General features: G+C 69.1%; 13 protein-coding genes. 2 read left to right on the plus strand and 11 right to left on the minus strand.

What is annotated here, in order from left to right; genetic code table 11:
• Window positions 1-115 precede the first annotated feature (115 nt).
• Window positions 116-475: a hypothetical protein gene (locus tag IAE58_RS08480; protein WP_199932948.1), complete on the plus strand. Its 360-nt coding sequence runs from the start codon at window positions 116-118 to the stop codon at window positions 473-475.
• A 31-nt stretch (window positions 476-506) separates the two neighbouring features.
• On the opposite strand, the gene IAE58_RS08485 is transcribed toward IAE58_RS08480, so the two are convergent.
• Window positions 507-3,227 carry a bifunctional acetate--CoA ligase family protein/GNAT family N-acetyltransferase gene (locus tag IAE58_RS08485; RefSeq protein ID WP_199932949.1) on the minus strand — a complete coding sequence of 907 codons (2,721 nt, stop codon included), beginning with the start codon at window positions 3,225-3,227 and terminating at the stop codon, window positions 507-509.
• Between the two features lie 167 nt (window positions 3,228-3,394).
• Window positions 3,395-4,765: a magnesium transporter gene (mgtE, locus tag IAE58_RS08490; protein WP_108751308.1), complete on the minus strand. Its 1,371-nt coding sequence runs from the start codon at window positions 4,763-4,765 to the stop codon at window positions 3,395-3,397.
• Window positions 4,766-5,111: 346 nt separating this feature from the next.
• On the opposite strand from mgtE, the gene IAE58_RS08495 reads away from it, so the two are divergent.
• The gene (locus IAE58_RS08495; protein ID WP_199932950.1) at window positions 5,112-6,887 is read left to right on the plus strand and encodes a monovalent cation:proton antiporter-2 (CPA2) family protein; all 1,776 of its coding nucleotides are present in this window, start codon (window positions 5,112-5,114) and stop codon (window positions 6,885-6,887) included.
• Window positions 6,888-6,971: 84 nt separating this feature from the next.
• On the opposite strand, the gene IAE58_RS08500 is transcribed toward IAE58_RS08495, so the two are convergent.
• The 9 genes from IAE58_RS08500 to IAE58_RS08540 all read right to left on the minus strand — a co-directional run bounded on the left by IAE58_RS08500 (window position 6,972) and on the right by IAE58_RS08540 (window position 16,598).
• The gene (locus tag IAE58_RS08500) at window positions 6,972-10,310 is read right to left on the minus strand and encodes an ankyrin repeat domain-containing protein (RefSeq protein ID WP_199932951.1); all 3,339 of its coding nucleotides are present in this window, start codon (window positions 10,308-10,310) and stop codon (window positions 6,972-6,974) included.
• Complete coding sequence (locus IAE58_RS08505) at window positions 10,303-10,563, minus strand: YcgL domain-containing protein (RefSeq protein WP_108754565.1); 261 nt, start codon at window positions 10,561-10,563, stop codon at window positions 10,303-10,305. The genes IAE58_RS08500 and IAE58_RS08505 overlap by 8 nt, the downstream gene beginning before the upstream one ends.
• Before the next feature lie 160 nt (window positions 10,564-10,723).
• On the minus strand, window positions 10,724-11,164 hold the full coding sequence (locus IAE58_RS08510; protein ID WP_108754566.1) for an excinuclease ATPase subunit: 441 nt from the start codon (window positions 11,162-11,164) through the stop codon (window positions 10,724-10,726).
• 36 nt (window positions 11,165-11,200) lie between these two features.
• On the minus strand, window positions 11,201-12,439 hold the full coding sequence (locus tag IAE58_RS08515; protein WP_108754567.1) for a beta-ketoacyl-ACP synthase: 1,239 nt from the start codon (window positions 12,437-12,439) through the stop codon (window positions 11,201-11,203).
• The gene (locus IAE58_RS08520; protein ID WP_108754568.1) at window positions 12,439-13,170 is read right to left on the minus strand and encodes a 3-ketoacyl-ACP reductase FabG2; all 732 of its coding nucleotides are present in this window, start codon (window positions 13,168-13,170) and stop codon (window positions 12,439-12,441) included. Before IAE58_RS08520 ends, IAE58_RS08515 begins: the two co-directional genes overlap by 1 nt.
• Window positions 13,167-13,574 (minus strand): hypothetical protein, encoded by a 408-nt coding sequence (locus IAE58_RS08525; protein WP_199932975.1) that lies wholly within the window; start codon window positions 13,572-13,574, stop codon window positions 13,167-13,169. The genes IAE58_RS08520 and IAE58_RS08525 overlap by 4 nt, the downstream gene beginning before the upstream one ends.
• 47 nt (window positions 13,575-13,621) lie before the next feature.
• Complete coding sequence (locus IAE58_RS08530) at window positions 13,622-14,806, minus strand: beta-ketoacyl-[acyl-carrier-protein] synthase family protein (RefSeq protein ID WP_199932952.1); 1,185 nt, start codon at window positions 14,804-14,806, stop codon at window positions 13,622-13,624.
• Window positions 14,803-15,360, minus strand: a complete 558-nt coding sequence (locus tag IAE58_RS08535) for a DUF3261 domain-containing protein (protein WP_199932953.1) — start codon at window positions 15,358-15,360, stop codon at window positions 14,803-14,805. The genes IAE58_RS08530 and IAE58_RS08535 overlap by 4 nt, the downstream gene beginning before the upstream one ends.
• A complete protein-coding gene (locus IAE58_RS08540; RefSeq protein ID WP_108754571.1) occupies window positions 15,348-16,598 on the minus strand; it encodes an NAD(P)/FAD-dependent oxidoreductase in 1,251 nt (416 codons plus the stop codon). The genes IAE58_RS08535 and IAE58_RS08540 overlap by 13 nt, the downstream gene beginning before the upstream one ends.
• Between the last annotated feature and the right edge of the window lie 5 nt (window positions 16,599-16,603).

The raw sequence follows: 16,603 nt of genomic DNA on the forward strand, positions 1-16,603 counted from the left end.
CGCCCCCCCCCCCCCCCCCCCCCCCCCCCCCCCCCCCCCCCCCCCCCCCCGACTCTACGAAGATCCAAAGCAGTCGAGCAAGCTCGACGCTACTCTTTGTCCGGGGAGATGAGTGATGTCCAGAGCGTCGACGATCACGCTGTGCTTTGTTCTGACATGCGCACCCACTGCGTGTGGAGCCTCCGGGAAGGTTTCGCTGCAGACACTGCCTGAAAAGACACGCGCCAATATTCTGGCCGCCAGGGAGCAACCCGACTGCGTGCGTGTTGTGGACGCCTACGTCTCGCGCACCCGGGCTTGGAAAGCCACGACCTACTTTGTAGCCCTGTCGTCCTCCGTGGCAGATGGTCGTGCCTTTGACGTATTGCATGAGGAGGACCTTGCCGATCCACTGTCCATGGCCGAACGCAGATCGTTCCATGTGGAGCTGGATCAATCCTGCAGCAAGGTGACTGAAGAGTTGCGCTTCCAGTAAGGAGCGCGGGATTGCGCTATCAAGGCGCCGGTCATGCCGGCGCCGCGGGCACCTCAACCTGCTGCACCGGCAGGGTCACCACCATCACAGTGGGGTCGTCGGGGTCCAGCTTCGCCTTGAAGCCCAGGCTCTGGCACATTGCCAGCATGGTGCTGTTTTCGCGCAGCACCTGCCCTTCCACCACGTCCAGGCCCAGCCATTTGGCGTACTCGATCATGATCGCCATCAGGCGCCAGCCAATGCCGTGGCCCTTCAGGTCCGAGCGGATCAGGATGCCGTACTCGCCGCGATGGTAATCGGCATCGGCATGCAGGCGCACCGCGCCCAGCATGTCGCCACTGCGCGGATCGATGGCCACCAGCGCGATCGAGCGCGCGTAGTCGAGCTGGGTCAGGCGCGCGATGAACTCGTGGCTGAAATGCTTCACCGACTGGAAGAAACGCAGGCGCAGGTCTTCGTCGCTGACCCGGGCGAAGAACGCGCGGAACAGTGCATCGTCTTCCGGCCGTACCGGGCGCACGAAGGCACGTCCACCATCAGACAGCTCGATGGTGCGCTCCCACTCCTTCGGGTACGGGAACACCGAGAAGCGCGGATGGCCACGGCCCTTGTGCAGGATGCGCGAGGGTGCGATGGCCACGCGTGCATCAAGGGCGAGGATGCCCTTGCTGTCCACCAGCAAAGGGTTGATGTCCAGCGTGCGCACTTCGGGAATGTCGGCGGCCAGTTGTGCCAGCTTCACCAGGGCCAGCGCCAGCGCGCGTTCGTCGGCAGCAGGCACATCGCCATAGGCCTTCAGGATGCGCGAGGCGCGGGTCTGCCCGATCAGTTCGTGCGCCAGGCGCAGGTCCAGTGGTGGCAGCGCCAGCGCCTTGTCGTTGATCACTTCCACCGCCGTGCCACCGCGACCGACCACGATCACCGGCCCGAAGGTTGCATCATCGGCGATGCCGACGATGATCTCGCGCGCCTTGGGCCGCACGATGGTGGGCTGCACCAGTAGACCGTCGATGCGCGCATCGGGGCGCAGCTGGCGCGCGCGGGCAAGGATCGCGTTGGCCGCGCTCTGCACCGCCGGCAGCGTAGCCAGGTTCAGGCGCACGCCGTCCACTTCCGATTTGTGCGGAATGTCCGGCGACAGAATCTTCAGCGCGACGGTGGCACCGCGTTCCAGCAGCGGCTGGGCCAGGTCCATCGCTTCGTGCGCATCGCGTGCGTGCAGCACTGGCGCGGAAGGAATGCCGTAGGCCTTCAGCAGTTCATGGGTGGCCAGCGGATCGAGCCACTGCTGGCCATTGGCCAGCGCGGCATCGACCAGCGTGCGCGCCCGCGCCGTGTCCACGCTGAAATCCTGCGGCAGGCTGGGTGGGGTTTCCATCAGCGCGTTCTGCGCCTCGCGGTAGCGCACCAGGTGCTGGAAGCCGCGCACGGCTTCGGCTTCGGTCGGGTAGGTCGGCACGCGCGCCGCATTGAGCGTGGCGGTGGCCTGGTCATCGTTGCCCAGCCAGACCGCGAACACGGGCTTGTCGCGGTGGTGGCGCGGGCGCAGGCCCAGGGTGCGGGTCAGCGCCTGCGCCGCATCGGCCGAGGAGGTGAACGCGGTCGGCACGTTGACCACCATCACCGCATCGTTCTCGCCGTCGGCCAGCAGCGCTTCGATGGCGGCGGCGTAGCGGTCACCATCGGCGTCGACCACGATGTCGACCGGGTTGCTGCGCGACCAGCCCTGCGGCAGCACCTTATCCAGCGTTTCGACCGTGCTGTCGGACAGCTGCGCGAGGGTGCCACGCAGCGCTACCAGCTGGTCCACGGCCAGGCGGCCGACGCCGCCACCGTTGCTGAGCACGGCCAGTCGTCGGCCCGGGAACGTGCCGAGGCGGCCCAGGGTTTCGGCGGCGGTGAACAGCTCGTCCAGCGCACTGACGCGCAGCAGCCCGGCCCGATTGAAGGCGGCGCCGTAGACATCATCGGCGCGGGCAAGGGCCTGCACGTGGGTGTCGGCACTGCCGGGCTGCACGCGCTCGGCGCGGCCGGACTTCACCACCACCACCGGCTTGGCACGCGCCGCCGCGCGCGCGGCCGACATGAACTTGCGCGCGTCCTTGATGTGTTCGACGTACAGCAGGATGGCGCGGGTGCGGTAGTCGGTGGCGAAATAATCGAGCAGATCACCGAAGTCGACATCCATCGTATCGCCCAGCGACACCACGGCAGAGAAGCCGACCGAGCGCGCCACGCCCCACTCCACCAGCGCCGCCGCAATGGCCGAGGATTCGGAGATCAGGGCAAGGTCGCCGGCCTGCGGGAAGTGCGCGGCGATGCTGGCATTGAGCCGTGCGTGCGGCGCGATCACGCCCAGGCAGTGCGGGCCGAGGATGCGCAGGCCGTGCTTGCGCGCCACCGTTTCCACCTGTTCGGACAGCGAGCCCGGGCCTTCGCCCAGGTGCGCGGTGAGGATGATGGCCGCCTGTACGCCGCGCTCGGCGGCGGTACGCACCACCTGCGGCACGATGGCCGCCGGCGCGGTGATCACCACCAGGTCCGGCACCCAGTCCAGGTCCTTCAGCCGCTTCACCGTGCGGATGCCATCGATCTCGGCATGGCGCGGGTTGATCCACGCCACCTTGCCGGGGAAACCGGTGCCACGCAGGTTGCGCATCACCGCGCGGCCGGCCGAGCGATCGCGCGGGCTGCCGCCGATCACCGCAACCGACTGCGGGCGGAACACGGACTGCAGATGGTAGGTACTCATGCGCCTACGGTACCGAAATTCCGTGGCGAAGGGGTCAGAGCCCAGCGCTGCGCGCAGGGATCCGACCCCGCGTTGGTGTAGGGGTCGGATCCCTTTCCGCAGGAAAGGGCTCTGACCCCGGCGTGGCCGTTGCGCGTGCCCACCAAGGTGGGCACCTACCAGAGCAGTTACAGCAGGGTGCCGTGCAGGATCATCGCGGCGATGCTGAAGTAGATGACCAGGCCGGTCACATCCACCAGGGTGGCCACGAACGGAGCCGAGGCGCTGGCCGGGTCGAAGCCCAGGCGCTTGAGGATGAAGGGCAGCATGGAACCGGACAGCGAACCGAAGGTGACGATGCCGACCAGCGCCGCACCAATGGTGATGGCCAGCAGCACCCAGTGCTCGCCGTAGTCGTGCAGGCCACCCAGCTGCCAGATGACGATGCGCACGATAGCCAGGCAGCCCAGGATCGCGCCCAGCACCATGCCGGTGGGCACTTCGCGCAGGGCCACCTTCCACCAGTCGCGCAGGCGCAGTTCGCGCAGGGCCAGGCTGCGGATCAGCAGCGAGGTGGCCTGGGAACCGGAATTGCCACCGGAACTCATGATGAGCGGTATGAACAGGGTCAGCACCACGGCACGCGCCAGTTCATCCTCGTAATGCTGCATGGCGCTGGCGGTCAGCATTTCGCCCAGGAACAACACGCTGAGCCAGCCGGCGCGCTTGCGCAGCATCTCGAAGAAGCCGATCTGCATGTACGGCTTGTCCAGCGCTTCCATGCCGCCGAACTTGTGCGCGTCCTCGGTCGACTCTTCAATCAGGGCGTCCAGCACGTCATCGACGGTGACGATGCCCAGCAGATGCTGCTGCGCATCGACCACCGGAATGGCCAGCAGGTCGTGGCGGCGGATCAGCCGCGCCACTTCTTCCTGGTCCAGCAGGGCATCGACGGTGACCGGCGGGTTGACCTGGGCCACGTCCAGGATCGATTCCTCCGGCAGGCCGGTGATCAGCCGGCGCATGGTCACCACCTGCTGCAGCTGCTGGCTGGCCGGGTCCAGCACGTAGATGGCGTACACGGTTTCGCGGGTGCGCTCGACTTGGCGGATGTGCTGCAGGGTCTGGGCCACGGTCCAGCTGGCGGGCACCGCCACGAATTCGGTGGTCATCAGCGCACCGGCCGTGTTCGGCGGGTAGCTGAGCAGGGTCTGGATGGCCTGGCGGGCTTCACTGCCCAGCAGCGGAATCAGCCGGGCGCGCTCGTCTTCGTCCAGCTCGTGCACGATGTCGGTGGCACGGTCGTCGGCCATCAGGCCCAGCAGCGCGGCCGCACGCGCCGGCGGCAGTGCGGCCACCAGTTCACCGCTGCGGTGCAGTTCCGGTGCTTCCAGCATCTTCACCGCGCGCGGCAGCGGCAGTGCCGCCAGCGTGTCAGCGGCGCGCTCGAGTTCCAGGGTGTTGAGGAATTCCACCGCGTCGGCGGTGTTGTAGTCGGCCAGGGGGGCGGCCAGTGCGGCGGCATCGGCCACCGGACGCAGCAATTGCTTCTGGTTCATGGATCTGCCTTTCGTGGGTGCGACCTCGCGCAACGCCAACGCAGGCAGACCGTCCCGATGTCAGGCGGTTGCCATTGCTGGCGTCGAACGAGGTCGACTTCTACTGTCGCTGGACATGGGTTGGGGACTCCGGATGGGTGTACTGCCGCAAGACACCGGCAGCGGCGGGCAGTCTGGACCTGCCCACTGCCGCGGTCAACCCCGGTTCCGGCGCTGGCCGGTTGCCGGTTGCGGTGCCGTTGTCGTTCGTGCACGGGCAGGCGCGCATAATGTGCGCAGGGCACTCCACCGCCCTTCCCCCAACCGAACGGACGCGCCCCGGCCACTGCGATGACCAGGTATTCCCATGCATAGCGGTGGTCTGGAACTGGCACTGGTGCTGCTGCTGGCCGCGGTGATCGCCGTGCCGGTATTCAAGAAGTTCGGCTTCGGCGCGGTGCTGGGCTACCTGGCCGCCGGCGTGGTGCTGGGCCCGGACGGGCTGGGCTTCGTGCAGGATGCCGACCGGATCCTGGGCGCGGCCGAGATCGGCGTGGTGATGCTGCTGTTCGTGATCGGGCTGGAATTGTCACCCTCACGCCTGAAGGTGATGCGGCGTTCGGTGTTCGGTGCCGGTGCGGCACAGGTGGCGGTGTCCGGCCTGCTGCTGGGCGGGCTGTTGCTGCTGGACCATTTCCAGTGGAAGAGCGCGCTGGTGGTGGGCATCGCGCTGGCCCTGTCGTCCACGGCGGTGGGCCTGCAGCTGCTGTCGGAACATAAGGCGCTGAACAGCGACCATGGGCGGCTGGGATTTGCCATCCTGCTGTTCCAGGACCTGATCGCCATTCCGTTGCTGGCTGCCATTCCGCTGCTGGGCGGGGCGCGCAACCAGACCCTGCGCTGGGAAGATGTGGCAGTGGCGCTGGGTGCGCTGGCGGTGGTGATCCTGTGCGGGCGCCCGGTGCTGCGGCGGGTGTTTGGCGTCATCGCGCGCACGCGCAGCCCCGAAGTGTTCACCGCCACCGCCCTGCTGGTGGTGCTGGGCACCGCCTGGTTCATGCAGGAAGCTGGGCTGAGCCCCAGCCTGGGCGCGTTCCTGGCCGGTGTGCTGCTGTCCGATTCGGAATTCCGCCATGAACTGGAAGCGCAGATCGAGCCGTTCAAGGGCCTGCTGCTGGGGTTGTTCTTCATTGCCGTGGGTATGGGCATCGACCTGGACCGCATTGCCGCCGAGCCCTGGCTGATCGCCACCGGCGTGGGCGTGCTGCTGCTGGTGAAGTTCAGCGTGCTGTACGCGATCGGCCGGGTCGCGCGGCTGACGTCGCGGCAGTCGCTGCTGCTGGGCAGTGTGCTGTGGCTGGGCGGCGAGTTCGCCTTCGTGGTGTTCAACGAGGCGCAGCGCGCGCACCTGCTGGGCAATGCCAACCACGACCGGCTGGTGGCGGTGGTCGGCCTGTCGATGGCCATCACCCCGCTGTTGATGATCGCGCTGTTGAAGCTGCTGGGACGCGAGCGCGTGGCGCCGCGTGATGCCGCGCCGGCCGACAAGGTGGCGCCGGACAACCAGCCCAAGGTGCTGATTGCCGGCATGGGCCGCTTCGGCCAGGTGATCGCGCGCCTGCTGACCGCGCAGAAGGTGCCGTTCGTGGCGCTGGAGGCGAACCCGGACACCGTGGCCGACCTGCGCCGCTTCGGCAACCAGCTGTACTACGGCGACCCGACCCGGCCGGAAATGCTGCGCGCGGCCGGCGGCGAGCGCATTGATGTGTTCGTGATCACAGTGGACGACCCGGAAACCAACCTGCGCGCGGTGCGCATGGTGCGCCGCCTGTATCCGGAAGCGAAGGTGCTGGCGCGTGCGCGCAACCGACAGCATGCGTGGCGCTTGATGGACATGTCGGCCGAGCCGTTCCGCGAAGTGTTCGGCACCAGCCTGGAGATGAGCGGCCGCGTGCTGACCGCGCTGGGTGTGGCGCCCGATGTGGCCGAGCGCCATGTGCAGCGCTTCCGCGAGCACGACGAACAGCTGCTGCGTGACCAGTACCTGGTGTACGACGACGAAGCTGCGGTGATCCAGACCTCGCGCGATGCCCGCAACGACCTGATGCACCTGTTCGAAGCCGACGCCGAGCGCGACAAGTAGATCCACGCCGTGCGTGGATGAGCGTGCATGACACCATGCAGGGGTCAGAGCCCTTTCCTGCGGAAAGGGATCCGACCCCGCGCCTCAGCCGTTGTCGCGCAGGAAGCGGGCCATGGAGGACACGCCGGGGACGCGCGGTTCGAATTCGCCGGCCACGTCGATGAAGCCGCGCATGACCGCGATCTCGCGCGGGCTGCGGTTCAAGCTGTCGCGTGCTTCCGGGTCGGCGCCGGCGCGCAGCAGGCGCTGCACCAGCAGCGGCAGGCCGTGCAGGGCGGCCAGATGCAGCGGGCCGAAGCCACGCGGATCGCGCACGTCCAGGCTCACCTCTTCATCCAGCAGGCGCTCCACCGCGGCCATCACCACCTGTTCGTCGCAGGCCGTGCCCGGCTCGGCGCGCGCACCCAGCAGCAACAGCAACGGCGTGACCGAACCGGCAGCGGCCTGGTCCGGCTCGGCACCGGCCAGCAGCAGCGTATCCAGCAGGGCCAGCAGGCGCGAACGGTCGCGCGCACTGAAACCGTACAGCGCCGCGCAGTGCAGCGGCCCCAACTGCTGGGCATCGCCGGCATGTACGTCGGCGCCGGCGGTCAGCAGGCGCGCCACGATGTCCGGCAGACCCAGCGCCGAGGCCAGCATCAGCACGGTCACGCCGCCGGGCAGGCGGTGTTCCAGCTGCGCACCGGCATCAAGCAGGGCCGACACGATATCGACCTGGCGCATGCTGACGGCCGCCGACAACGGCGTGGCACCACTGGCCGCGCCATGCTGCGGATCGGCGCCACGGGCCAGCAGCAGATCGACCACCGCCAGGTGGCCGCCACCGGCCGCGCGCAGCAGGGCCGTGCAGCCCTGCGCATCCACCGCATCGACGGCAAAACCGAGATCGTTCAGGCGACGCACGGCATCGACGTCGCCGGCCATGGCGGCAGCCGGCAGATCGCTCTCGCGCAGCGTGCGGCGCGGCAGTGGCCACACGCGCCAGTCCAGCCAATCGGCCAGGTCGCGACGGCCGATCGACAGCGCCACGCCCAAGGGGGTCTGGCCGTCGGCGGCGCGCGCTTCGGGCGATGCACCGTGCTGCACCAGCAGCTTCAATGCGCCTTCCCGGGCCAGGGCGGTGGCCAGGTGCAGGGCGGTCATGCCGTGGCTGTCGCGCGCTTCGCGGTCCACGCCGGTGTTCAGCAGGGCCTGCTGCAGGCGCAGCCAGCCCAGGCGCACGGCCAACGACAACGGCGGATCACCTGCCGGCGAAGGCGCGAACGGATCGGCGCCGCGTTCCAGCAGTTCCAGCGACAGCTGTTCCAGGCCACGGGCGGCCTGGTCGTGCTGTGCGCAGGCGGCCAGGAAGCGCGCCAAGCCACCCCGGCCGGCCGGGGACAGGCCACGCTGCAGCATCACCTGCAGCGCCGGCACGGCATCGATGCCACGCGCCAGCAGGGCGAACATCGGGGTGTCGGCGCAGGCATCGCGCACGTACGGGTCGGCGCCATGGCCCAGCAGCCAATCCACCGCACGCGGTTCCAGGGCCAGTTCCGGGTCCAGCAGCAGGCTGCCCAGTTCTTCAGGCTGGCACAGCCTGGCCAGGGCGGCCATGCCGTCGGTATTGCCGAAGCCCAGCGCTTCGCGCAGCAGGGTCAGCGGCGGGCGGTCCGGCAGCAGGCCGCTGGCGGTGGCGGCATCGCCACGTTCGGCCAGGCCATCGCTGACGGCAGCCGGCAGCGGATAGCTGGGATCGAGCAGGGCCACGATCGCCCAGCGCCCGGCTTCGGCGGCGTAATCGACGGCGCGCCGGCCCAAGGGATCGCTGGCATCGGCGGCGATGCCCAGGTCCACCAGGCGCTTGACCAGCAGCGGCGACACATCGTCGGCCATGGCGGCCAGCAGCACCGCGTTGCGGCCTTCGCCATCGACGGCGGTCAGGTCGGGCTTGTGCGGCAGCAGGTGTTCGATCACCGCTGCGCGGCCGGCACGGGCTGCTTCCAGCCACGGGGTGCGGCCCAGCGCGTCGCGGGCTTCCAGGTTGGCACCGGCGCCCAGCAGCACGCCGATGATGTCCACGTGGCCGGCCAGCGCGGCGTCGTGCAGCGCACTGCGGCGCTGGCGATCACGCGCATCGGCGCGGGCCTTGTGCTTCAGCAGCAGCTGCACACCGGCCGGGTCATCATCTTCGGTGGCCGCTGCGGCCAGCAGGACCGGGGTACCCTCGGCCGGTTCGGTACGCGCGCCGCGCTCCAGCAGGAAGCGTGCAAGGCGCCAATTGCCGACCTGGCAGGCCACCGCCAGCGGCGACCAGCCTTCATGGTTCAGCGCGTCCACTTCGGCAGCGGCATCGCGCAGCAGCGCGGCCACGCCGGGGTCGGAACTGCGTGCGGCATGGTGCAGTGGGGTGTTGCCGTCGCTGTCGGTGGCGCGCGAATCGGCACCGTTGGCCAGCAGGGTCATCACCGCTTCGGGGCGGCCATGCCAACTGTCACGGGTGGCGGCCAGCAACGGGGTCATGCCGCGGTGCGGAGCGTTCACGTCGACGCCGCGGCCGATCAGTTCACGCAGCAGGCGCAGGTCCGGCAGCACCGCCGCCAGCACGGCCAGGCTGCGCTGGTCGCGCCAGCTCGAATCGGGCAGCGCGTGCGCGTCGGCACCGGCCTGCAGCAACTGCAGCGCGCGGTCGACTCGGCCGTGGCGGGCCGCTTCGAACAGCGACGGGGTGAGTTCCTGCGGCGCCATGGCTTCCAGCGGGGTGCTGTCGGCCACGGCAGTCAACAGGGGGGCCGCGTCGTCGCTGGCGGTGTCCAGCACACGGCTGCGCAGTGCCACCAGCGGTGCCGGCTGCACCTTCTGCAGCAGCAGGTGCAGCGGCGGCGACAGCAGCAGCACGGCCAGCGCGGCCGGCCAGCGTGCGCCTTCGGGCAACAACTCCGGCCAGGCCGGCAACACCACCAGCGCGGCCAGCGCCACCACGATCGCGGCCACGCCCAGGCCACGCCAGGCGCTCAGATCGCGCCCGGCCAGTGCCTGCCAGTGCGGGCCCAGGCCACCATCCAGACGTTCGACATCGTTCCACAGCGGCCAGGTACGCCAGGCCGCCAGCAACGCGGCGCTGACCAGCACGCTCAGGCCGAGCACGGCGGCCAGGCTGCCGCTGTCGCGCAGCGCCGCCAGCGGCCAGGCCAACAGCAGGGCCAGCAGCAGCGGCGCGGCGAACCACAGCGCCAGCAGCGCCGGCACGTCCTGGCGCAGGGTCTGCTGCAGCGGCAGCAGCGCACGGCTGCGCCGCCACCACGACACACCCAGCGCGAACGCCGGCTGCGCCAAGGCGGCGAGCAGCGCGCCCGGCAGGCCACCCAGGGCCGAACCCAGCGCCAGCACGGCGCCCAGCCCGAAGGCTGCAGTCAGGGCGCGCGAACGGGACAGCTCAGTCATAGTGGCGCGGCATCAGGCTGGCCACCGACGGCGGCACCTGCAGGTAGAAACCACGTTCGGTCAGTTCGCTGCGGACCTTGGCCGGATCGGCCTGGGCCAGGCGACGCGAGGCATCCAGCGCGATATCCAGCACGAAGGTGAGCGCGCCCAGCGACGCTGCCAGCGGCGCAGGCAGCGCACTGAAGTCATCACGACGGGCGAGATAGACGTAGGTGTCCGGCTTTTTTTGGCTTTTATAGACGTAGGCGTGCATGTCCGCGGGACGATAACCCGGGAAGAGCCATGATTGTGTCGGAAAGCCGGGGGCGGGGAAAGCCGTCACGCGACGATGGCGGCGCGATCGACGGCGTTTCCCCACCGGGGTTCAGCAATGTGGCGGCGGCGTTCAGCCAGCACCGGGCGCTGCGCGGGCCTTACTTGACCTTCGCGTAGGTGCCCTTCAGCGCCACGCCTGCCAGGATCGTGCCGGCATAGCATTCGTAGTTGGTGGCGCTCTTGAACTCGTTCTTCTTGTAGTAGCTGACGATGTCGACCACGGCGTTGGCGCCGCGCGACTTGGCGCCATCCTGCAGCGCGCGCAGCGCCGACAGGGCCACCCAGCGGCAGGCTTCTTCGTCGCTCTTGTTGGCGGCGTTGGTCTTCTTGTTGGTCACGTCCTCGCCCAGGCGCTGCTGCACGCTGACCGGCTGGCCGGCCAGGTAGAAGCGGACGCTGCCATCGATGCCGGCATCTTTGGCGGCCTGCGAATTGACCAGGTCACGCAGGGACTGCTCGACGCGGGTGTCGCGGGCCGAGGCGGTGGAGGACAGGGCCAGCAGCGCGGTGGCGGCGGCGATCAGCAGGGTGCGGCGCATCGGAACATCTCCTTGTTGGGGTGCGGGTACAGCGGGTCACTCGCTCCAGCGGCGGAACACCAGCGAGGTGTTGATGCCGCCGAAGGCGAAATTGTTGCTCATTACGTACTCGGCCTGCAGTTCACGGCCCTGGCCGGTGATGAAATCGAGCTGGCCGCAGCGCGGATCGACCTCACCCAGGTTCAGGGTGGGCGCGAACCAGCCAGCGCGCATCATCTCGATGCTCATCCAGGCCTCGAACGCACCGCAGGCGCCCAGCATGTGGCCGACGTAGCTCTTCAACGAACTGATCGGCACGGCGTTGCCGAATACCTGGGCGGTGGCCTGGGTTTCGGCGATGTCACCGTGGTCGGTGGCGGTGCCATGGGCATTCACGTAGTCGATCTGCGACGGCTCCAGGCCGGCGTCTTCCAGGGCCAGGCGCATGGCCTGGGCCATCGTGTCGGCGCTGGGCTGGGTGACGTGCTGGCCATCGCTGTTGGTGCCGTAACCTACGATCTCGGCCAGGATGGTGGCGCCGCGCGCCTGCGCGTGTTCCAGGTCTTCCAGGATGAGCGTGCAGGCGCCCTCGCCCAGCACCAGGCCATCGCGGCCGGCATCGAACGGGCGCGGGGTGGTCTGCGGGGCGTCGTTGCGGGTGCTGGTGGCGAACAAGGTGTCGAACACCGCCGCGGCGGTGGCATCCAGCTGTTCGGCACCGCCGGCCACCATCACCGTCTGCTTGCCGCTGCGGATCGCCTCGTAACCGGCGCCCACGCCCTGGCTGCCCGACGTGCAGGCACTGGAGGTGGTGTAGACGCGGCCGGACAGGCCGAAGAACACGCCGATGTTCACCGGCGCGGTGTGGCTCATCATCTTCAGGTAGGTGGTGGCACTGATGCCATCGGTGGTGAATTCATGCAGCATGCGGCCGAATTCACCGGTGGCTTCATGGCTGCCCGACGACGACCCGTAGGCCACGCCGGCACGGCCGCTGCGCAGCACCGGGTGCTCGTACAGACCCGCTTCGCGCAGCGCCACTTCGGTGGCGCGCACCGACATGATGGCGACCTTGCCCATCGAACGGGTGGTCTTGCGGTTGTAGTTCGGCGGCAGGTCGTAATCCTGCGCGGGCGCGGCCAGCTTGGTGTTCAGGCCGGCATAGACATCCCATTCGGGCATGCTGCGCACCGCATTGCGGCAGCTGCGCAGATGCGCCTGGATGGTCGGCCAGTCGTGGCCAAGCGGGCTGATGGCGGCGGCACCGGTCACCACGACGCGACGATCGGCGGCCATCAGATCATGCCCCCGTTCACCGAAATGACCTGGCGGGTGATGTACCCGGCCGGCTCGGACAGCAGGAAGGCCACGGTGGCGGCCACTTCGTCCGGGCGGCCGACGCGGCCGGCGGGAATCAGCTTCAATGCGTGTTCGACCACTTCTTCATTCAGCATGTCGGTCTCGATCAGGCCCGGGGCCACGCAGTTCACGGTGATCTGGCGGCTGGCCAGTTCCAGCGCCAGTGCCTTGGTGGCGCCGATGATGCCGGCCTTGGCCGCGCTGTAGTTGACCTGGCCACGGTTGCCGGCTACGCCTGACACCGACGACAGGGTGACGATGCGGCCCGGCTTGCGACGGCGCACCATCGGCATGATCAGCGGGTGCAGCACGTTGTAGAAGCCGTCCAGGTTGGTGTGGATGACCTGGTCCCAATCGTCTTCGGACAGCGCCGGGAAGGCGCCGTCACGGGCGATGCCGGCATTGCAGACCACCCCGTAGTAGGCGCCGTGCGCTTCCACGTCGGCTTCCAGCGCCGCACGCGCGGCAGCCCGGTCGGCCACATCGAAGGCCAGCACGCGGGCCTGTTGGCCAAGCGCCTGGATTTCCGCAGCCACGGCCTGCGCTTCCTCCACGCGGCTGCGGCAATGCACCACCACGTCGAAGCCATCGCGCGCGATACGCAGCGCGATGGCCCGGCCGATACCCCGGCTGGCGCCGGTCACCAGCACACTCCGATTCCCTGTCATGCCTGTCCACTCTCCAGATAGGCCATCGAGTCGGTCGGTTCGAACACCGACACGTTGGCAACCGCCCATTCTTCGTCGCCTGCCAGGATGCGGCAGGCGAACATTCCCAGCCCATTGTCGCCCAACAGCTCGCAGCGCGCCTGTACGCGCAGGCAGGTGCCGCTGGGGAAGCTGCTGCGTTGGCTGCTGTAGCGGCGGCTGCCGAGCAGGAAGCCCAGCTGCGGCGGGCGCCCGGCGGTGCGTGCGCGGCACCCCGCCCATGCGGCAATGGCCTGGGCCATGTATTCGATGCCCACCCAGGCCGGAATGCCGCCGTCTTCGACGAACAACCCTGCCTCGGGCACGACCAGCTGGGCCTCGATGCCTTCATCGTCCCAGTGCACGATGCGCTCCAGCAGGCACATGTCCTGGCGGTGCGGCACCACCTCTTCAATGGCGTACAGCGGCCGGCTCACAGGCGCTCCAGCGCCAGCACGGCGTTGCTGCCACCGAAGGCGAAAGAATTGCTGAGGGCGCGCCGCGGTGCCTGCGCCGTGCGCGTACCGGGCGCCACCAGCGGCAGCGCCGGCAGCGCCGGGTCGGCCACGCCGTCCCACCAGTGCGGCGGCAGCTGCTGCTGCGGGTTGTCGGCCAGCACGATCCAGCACAGCGCGGCTTCGATCGCGCCGGACGCGCCCAGCGTGTGCCCGGTCAGCGGCTTGGTGGAACTGGCCGGCACGCTGGTACCCAGCACCTGCGCTACCGCCCGGCTTTCCATGGCGTCGTTGTGGCCGGTGGCGGTGCCGTGCAGGTTCACGTAGTCGACCTCCTGCGCGGCCCAGCCGGCACGCTGCAAGGCCTGCTGCAGCGCGTCGATGGCACCCAGGCCCTGCGGATCGGGTGCGGACATGTGGTGCGCATCGGCCGATTCACCCCAGCCGGCCAGCCGCACGCCGCCCGGCTCGCGGGTCAGCAGGAACAGCGCGGCGCCTTCGCCGATGTTGATGCCACTGCGGTGCTGCGAGAACGGATTGCAGCGCTGCGCCGATACCGATTCCAGTGCGCTGAAACCGGCCACGGTGAAACGGCACAGCGAATCGGCGCCACCGGCGATGACGGCGTCGACAACACCGGTGCGCAGCATGCGCGCGGCCGACATCAGTGCCTTGGCGCTGGACGAACAGGCGGTGGACAGCGTCCATGCCGGGCCCTGCGCGCCGCTGCGCTGGCGCACGAACTGGGCGGCGGTGCCCATTTCCTGTTGCGCGTAATCGAAACCTTCGGGCCAGTGGCCCTGCTCGGCGCGGGTGCGCAGCGCCTGTTCGGATTCACCGATGCCCGAGGTGCTGGTGCCCAGCACCACCGCCACGCGCGATGCGCCATAGCGGGCAATGGCCGCGGCAACCGACGGCGCGATCTGTGCCAGCGCCACGTCCAGCAGCGCATTGTTGCGGCCGCGCAGGGCGACCGGCAGATCGTCCAGCGCCGGCAACGGCGTGCGCACTTCACCCAGTGCCAGGGTCTGCCCCGGCAGCAGGGTGTGGTTGTCGCTGAGCCCACCCGGGGCATCGGCGAACAGCGCGGCGGCCACCTCGGCGCGGCCCGCGCCCAGCGCGCAGACCACGCCCAGGTCGTTCAGGAAAATCGGTGCGGTCATTCGTGCTGCCCGGCCATGTCGATCGATTCAATGCGCAGGGCGTAACCCTCGGCGCGGTTGTCCAGTTCCACGCTGCCATCGGCGCGGCGCTGCAGCAGCAGCCACACCGTGCCGTCGCGTGAGAGCGTGCGCTGCTGGCCGTCGTCGGCCACCTGCCAACCCGCCGGCAACGCCGCGGCAATCGCGGCGGTCGGCCACAGCGCGAACTGCAGGTCGTCCAGAACGCGTTCGGCACGCACCTGCGGCGGCAGCCACGGCGCGCGCTGCTGGGTCAGCTGCTGGCCATCCCACTGCAGGCGCACGCCGGTCTGGCCCATGGCCTGCACCGCCAACTGCACCTGCTGGGCATCGGCTTCCAGCAGCGCATCCAGGTCGCGCTCGTGGCTGCCGAAACGGAAATGCAACTGCTGCTGCAGCGCCAGCGGCGCCGGCAGACTGGCCGGCGGCAGGCGCAGCGGCGGCAGTTCGACCAGGGGCCGCGGCATGCGGCTGGCACAGGCGGCCAGCAGCACGCACAGCAGCACGGCCGTGAAACGGACGATCAGGCGCTGCACAATTCCTCCAGCACACGCATGCGGCGGCCGCTGTCATCGGCCACGTACGGGTTCTTGGTATCCCACGCATAGCCGGCCAGGATGGAGCTGATCATGTCGCGCACGGCAGGCTGCTGCTCGGGGTGGTAGATGATTTTCTGGAAACCGCCCTGGTACCAGGCTTCGACGAAGCGGCGGAAGGTCTTCACGCCCGCGCGCAGGGGAATGGAGAACTCCGCTTCCCAATCGACGGTTTCACCGGCGTAGCGGCGCTTCAGGCATTCGCTGGCCAGCTGCGCCGACTTGAAGGCGATGGTGACGCCGGAGGAGAACACCGGATCGAGGAACTCGCCGGCATTGCCCAGCAGCGCGTAACCCGGGCCCCACAGCGAGCTGACATTGGCCGAATAGCCGGTGATGCGGCGCACCGGCAGCACCGCCCATTCGGCGTTGGCCAGCAGGCGGGTCAGGTTCGGGTCTTCGCCCACGATGGCCTGCAGCTTCTGCAGATCGTCGCCCTCGTAGCGTTCGAAGAACGACGGTTCGGCTACCACGCCCAGCGAGCAGCAGCCGTTGGAGAACGGAATGGTCCAGTACCAGACGTCGATGTGCTCGGGGTGGGTGGTGATCAGGATCTTGTTGCGGTCGAAATCGGCCTCGGCCGGAATGTTGTCGCGCACGTGGCAGAAGATCGCCCCGCGCACCGGGAAGTTCGACGGCGATTCCAGGTCCAGCAGGCGCGGCAGCAGGCGTGCGAAGCCGGAGGCATCAAGGATGAAGTCGGCCTGGATGCGGTACTCGCTGCCGTCGGGACGGCGCACGCTCACCACCGGCTGTTCGCCCGGCTCGACCGCCAGCACTTCATCGCCGAAGCGCAGCGTGGTGCCCATGCGCTCGGCGCCACGCGCCAGCACGTTGTCGAAGTCGGCGCGCTGCACCTGGTAGGTGGTGCCCCAGCCCGGCGAGAACTTCTGGCGGAAATCGAAGGCCGTGCGCGCTTCACCGTGCACGAAGGCCGCACCGTTCTTGTACTGGAACCCCGCTTCCACCACGTCCTGCAGCAGGCCGGCCGCTTCAATGTATTCCATGCTCTGCGGCAGCAGGCTTTCGCCGATCGAGAAGCGCGGGAACTGCTGGCGCTCCAGCATCAGCACCTGGCGCCCCTGCTGGCGCAGCATCGCGGCGGCCACCGAACCGGCGGGACCGGCACCGATGATCAGGATTTCAGTACGTTCGACAGCATCCACAGCAGTGTTCATCGGTG

This window comes from Stenotrophomonas sp. S49 (assembly GCF_016624905.1).
In the GTDB taxonomy this organism is placed as follows: domain Bacteria; phylum Pseudomonadota; class Gammaproteobacteria; order Xanthomonadales; family Xanthomonadaceae; genus Stenotrophomonas.

What these genes read in the sequence shown, in the direction of transcription:
- IAE58_RS08480 (WP_199932948.1), top strand. Translation starts at nt 116, where the DNA reads ATGTCCAGAGCGTCGACGATCACGCTGTGCTTTGTTCTGACATGCGCA.
- IAE58_RS08485 (WP_199932949.1), bottom strand. Translation starts at nt 3,227, where the DNA reads ATGAGTACCTACCATCTGCAGTCCGTGTTCCGCCCGCAGTCGGTTGCG.
- mgtE (WP_108751308.1), bottom strand. Translation starts at nt 4,765, where the DNA reads ATGAACCAGAAGCAATTGCTGCGTCCGGTGGCCGATGCCGCCGCACTG.
- IAE58_RS08495 (WP_199932950.1), top strand. Translation starts at nt 5,112, where the DNA reads ATGCATAGCGGTGGTCTGGAACTGGCACTGGTGCTGCTGCTGGCCGCG.
- IAE58_RS08500 (WP_199932951.1), bottom strand. Translation starts at nt 10,310, where the DNA reads ATGACTGAGCTGTCCCGTTCGCGCGCCCTGACTGCAGCCTTCGGGCTG.
- IAE58_RS08505 (WP_108754565.1), bottom strand. Translation starts at nt 10,563, where the DNA reads ATGCACGCCTACGTCTATAAAAGCCAAAAAAAGCCGGACACCTACGTC.
- IAE58_RS08510 (WP_108754566.1), bottom strand. Translation starts at nt 11,164, where the DNA reads ATGCGCCGCACCCTGCTGATCGCCGCCGCCACCGCGCTGCTGGCCCTG.
- IAE58_RS08515 (WP_108754567.1), bottom strand. Translation starts at nt 12,439, where the DNA reads ATGGCCGCCGATCGTCGCGTCGTGGTGACCGGTGCCGCCGCCATCAGC.
- IAE58_RS08520 (WP_108754568.1), bottom strand. Translation starts at nt 13,170, where the DNA reads ATGACAGGGAATCGGAGTGTGCTGGTGACCGGCGCCAGCCGGGGTATC.
- IAE58_RS08525 (WP_199932975.1), bottom strand. Translation starts at nt 13,574, where the DNA reads ATGTGCCTGCTGGAGCGCATCGTGCACTGGGACGATGAAGGCATCGAG.
- IAE58_RS08530 (WP_199932952.1), bottom strand. Translation starts at nt 14,806, where the DNA reads ATGACCGCACCGATTTTCCTGAACGACCTGGGCGTGGTCTGCGCGCTG.
- IAE58_RS08540 (WP_108754571.1), bottom strand. Translation starts at nt 16,598, where the DNA reads ATGAACACTGCTGTGGATGCTGTCGAACGTACTGAAATCCTGATCATC.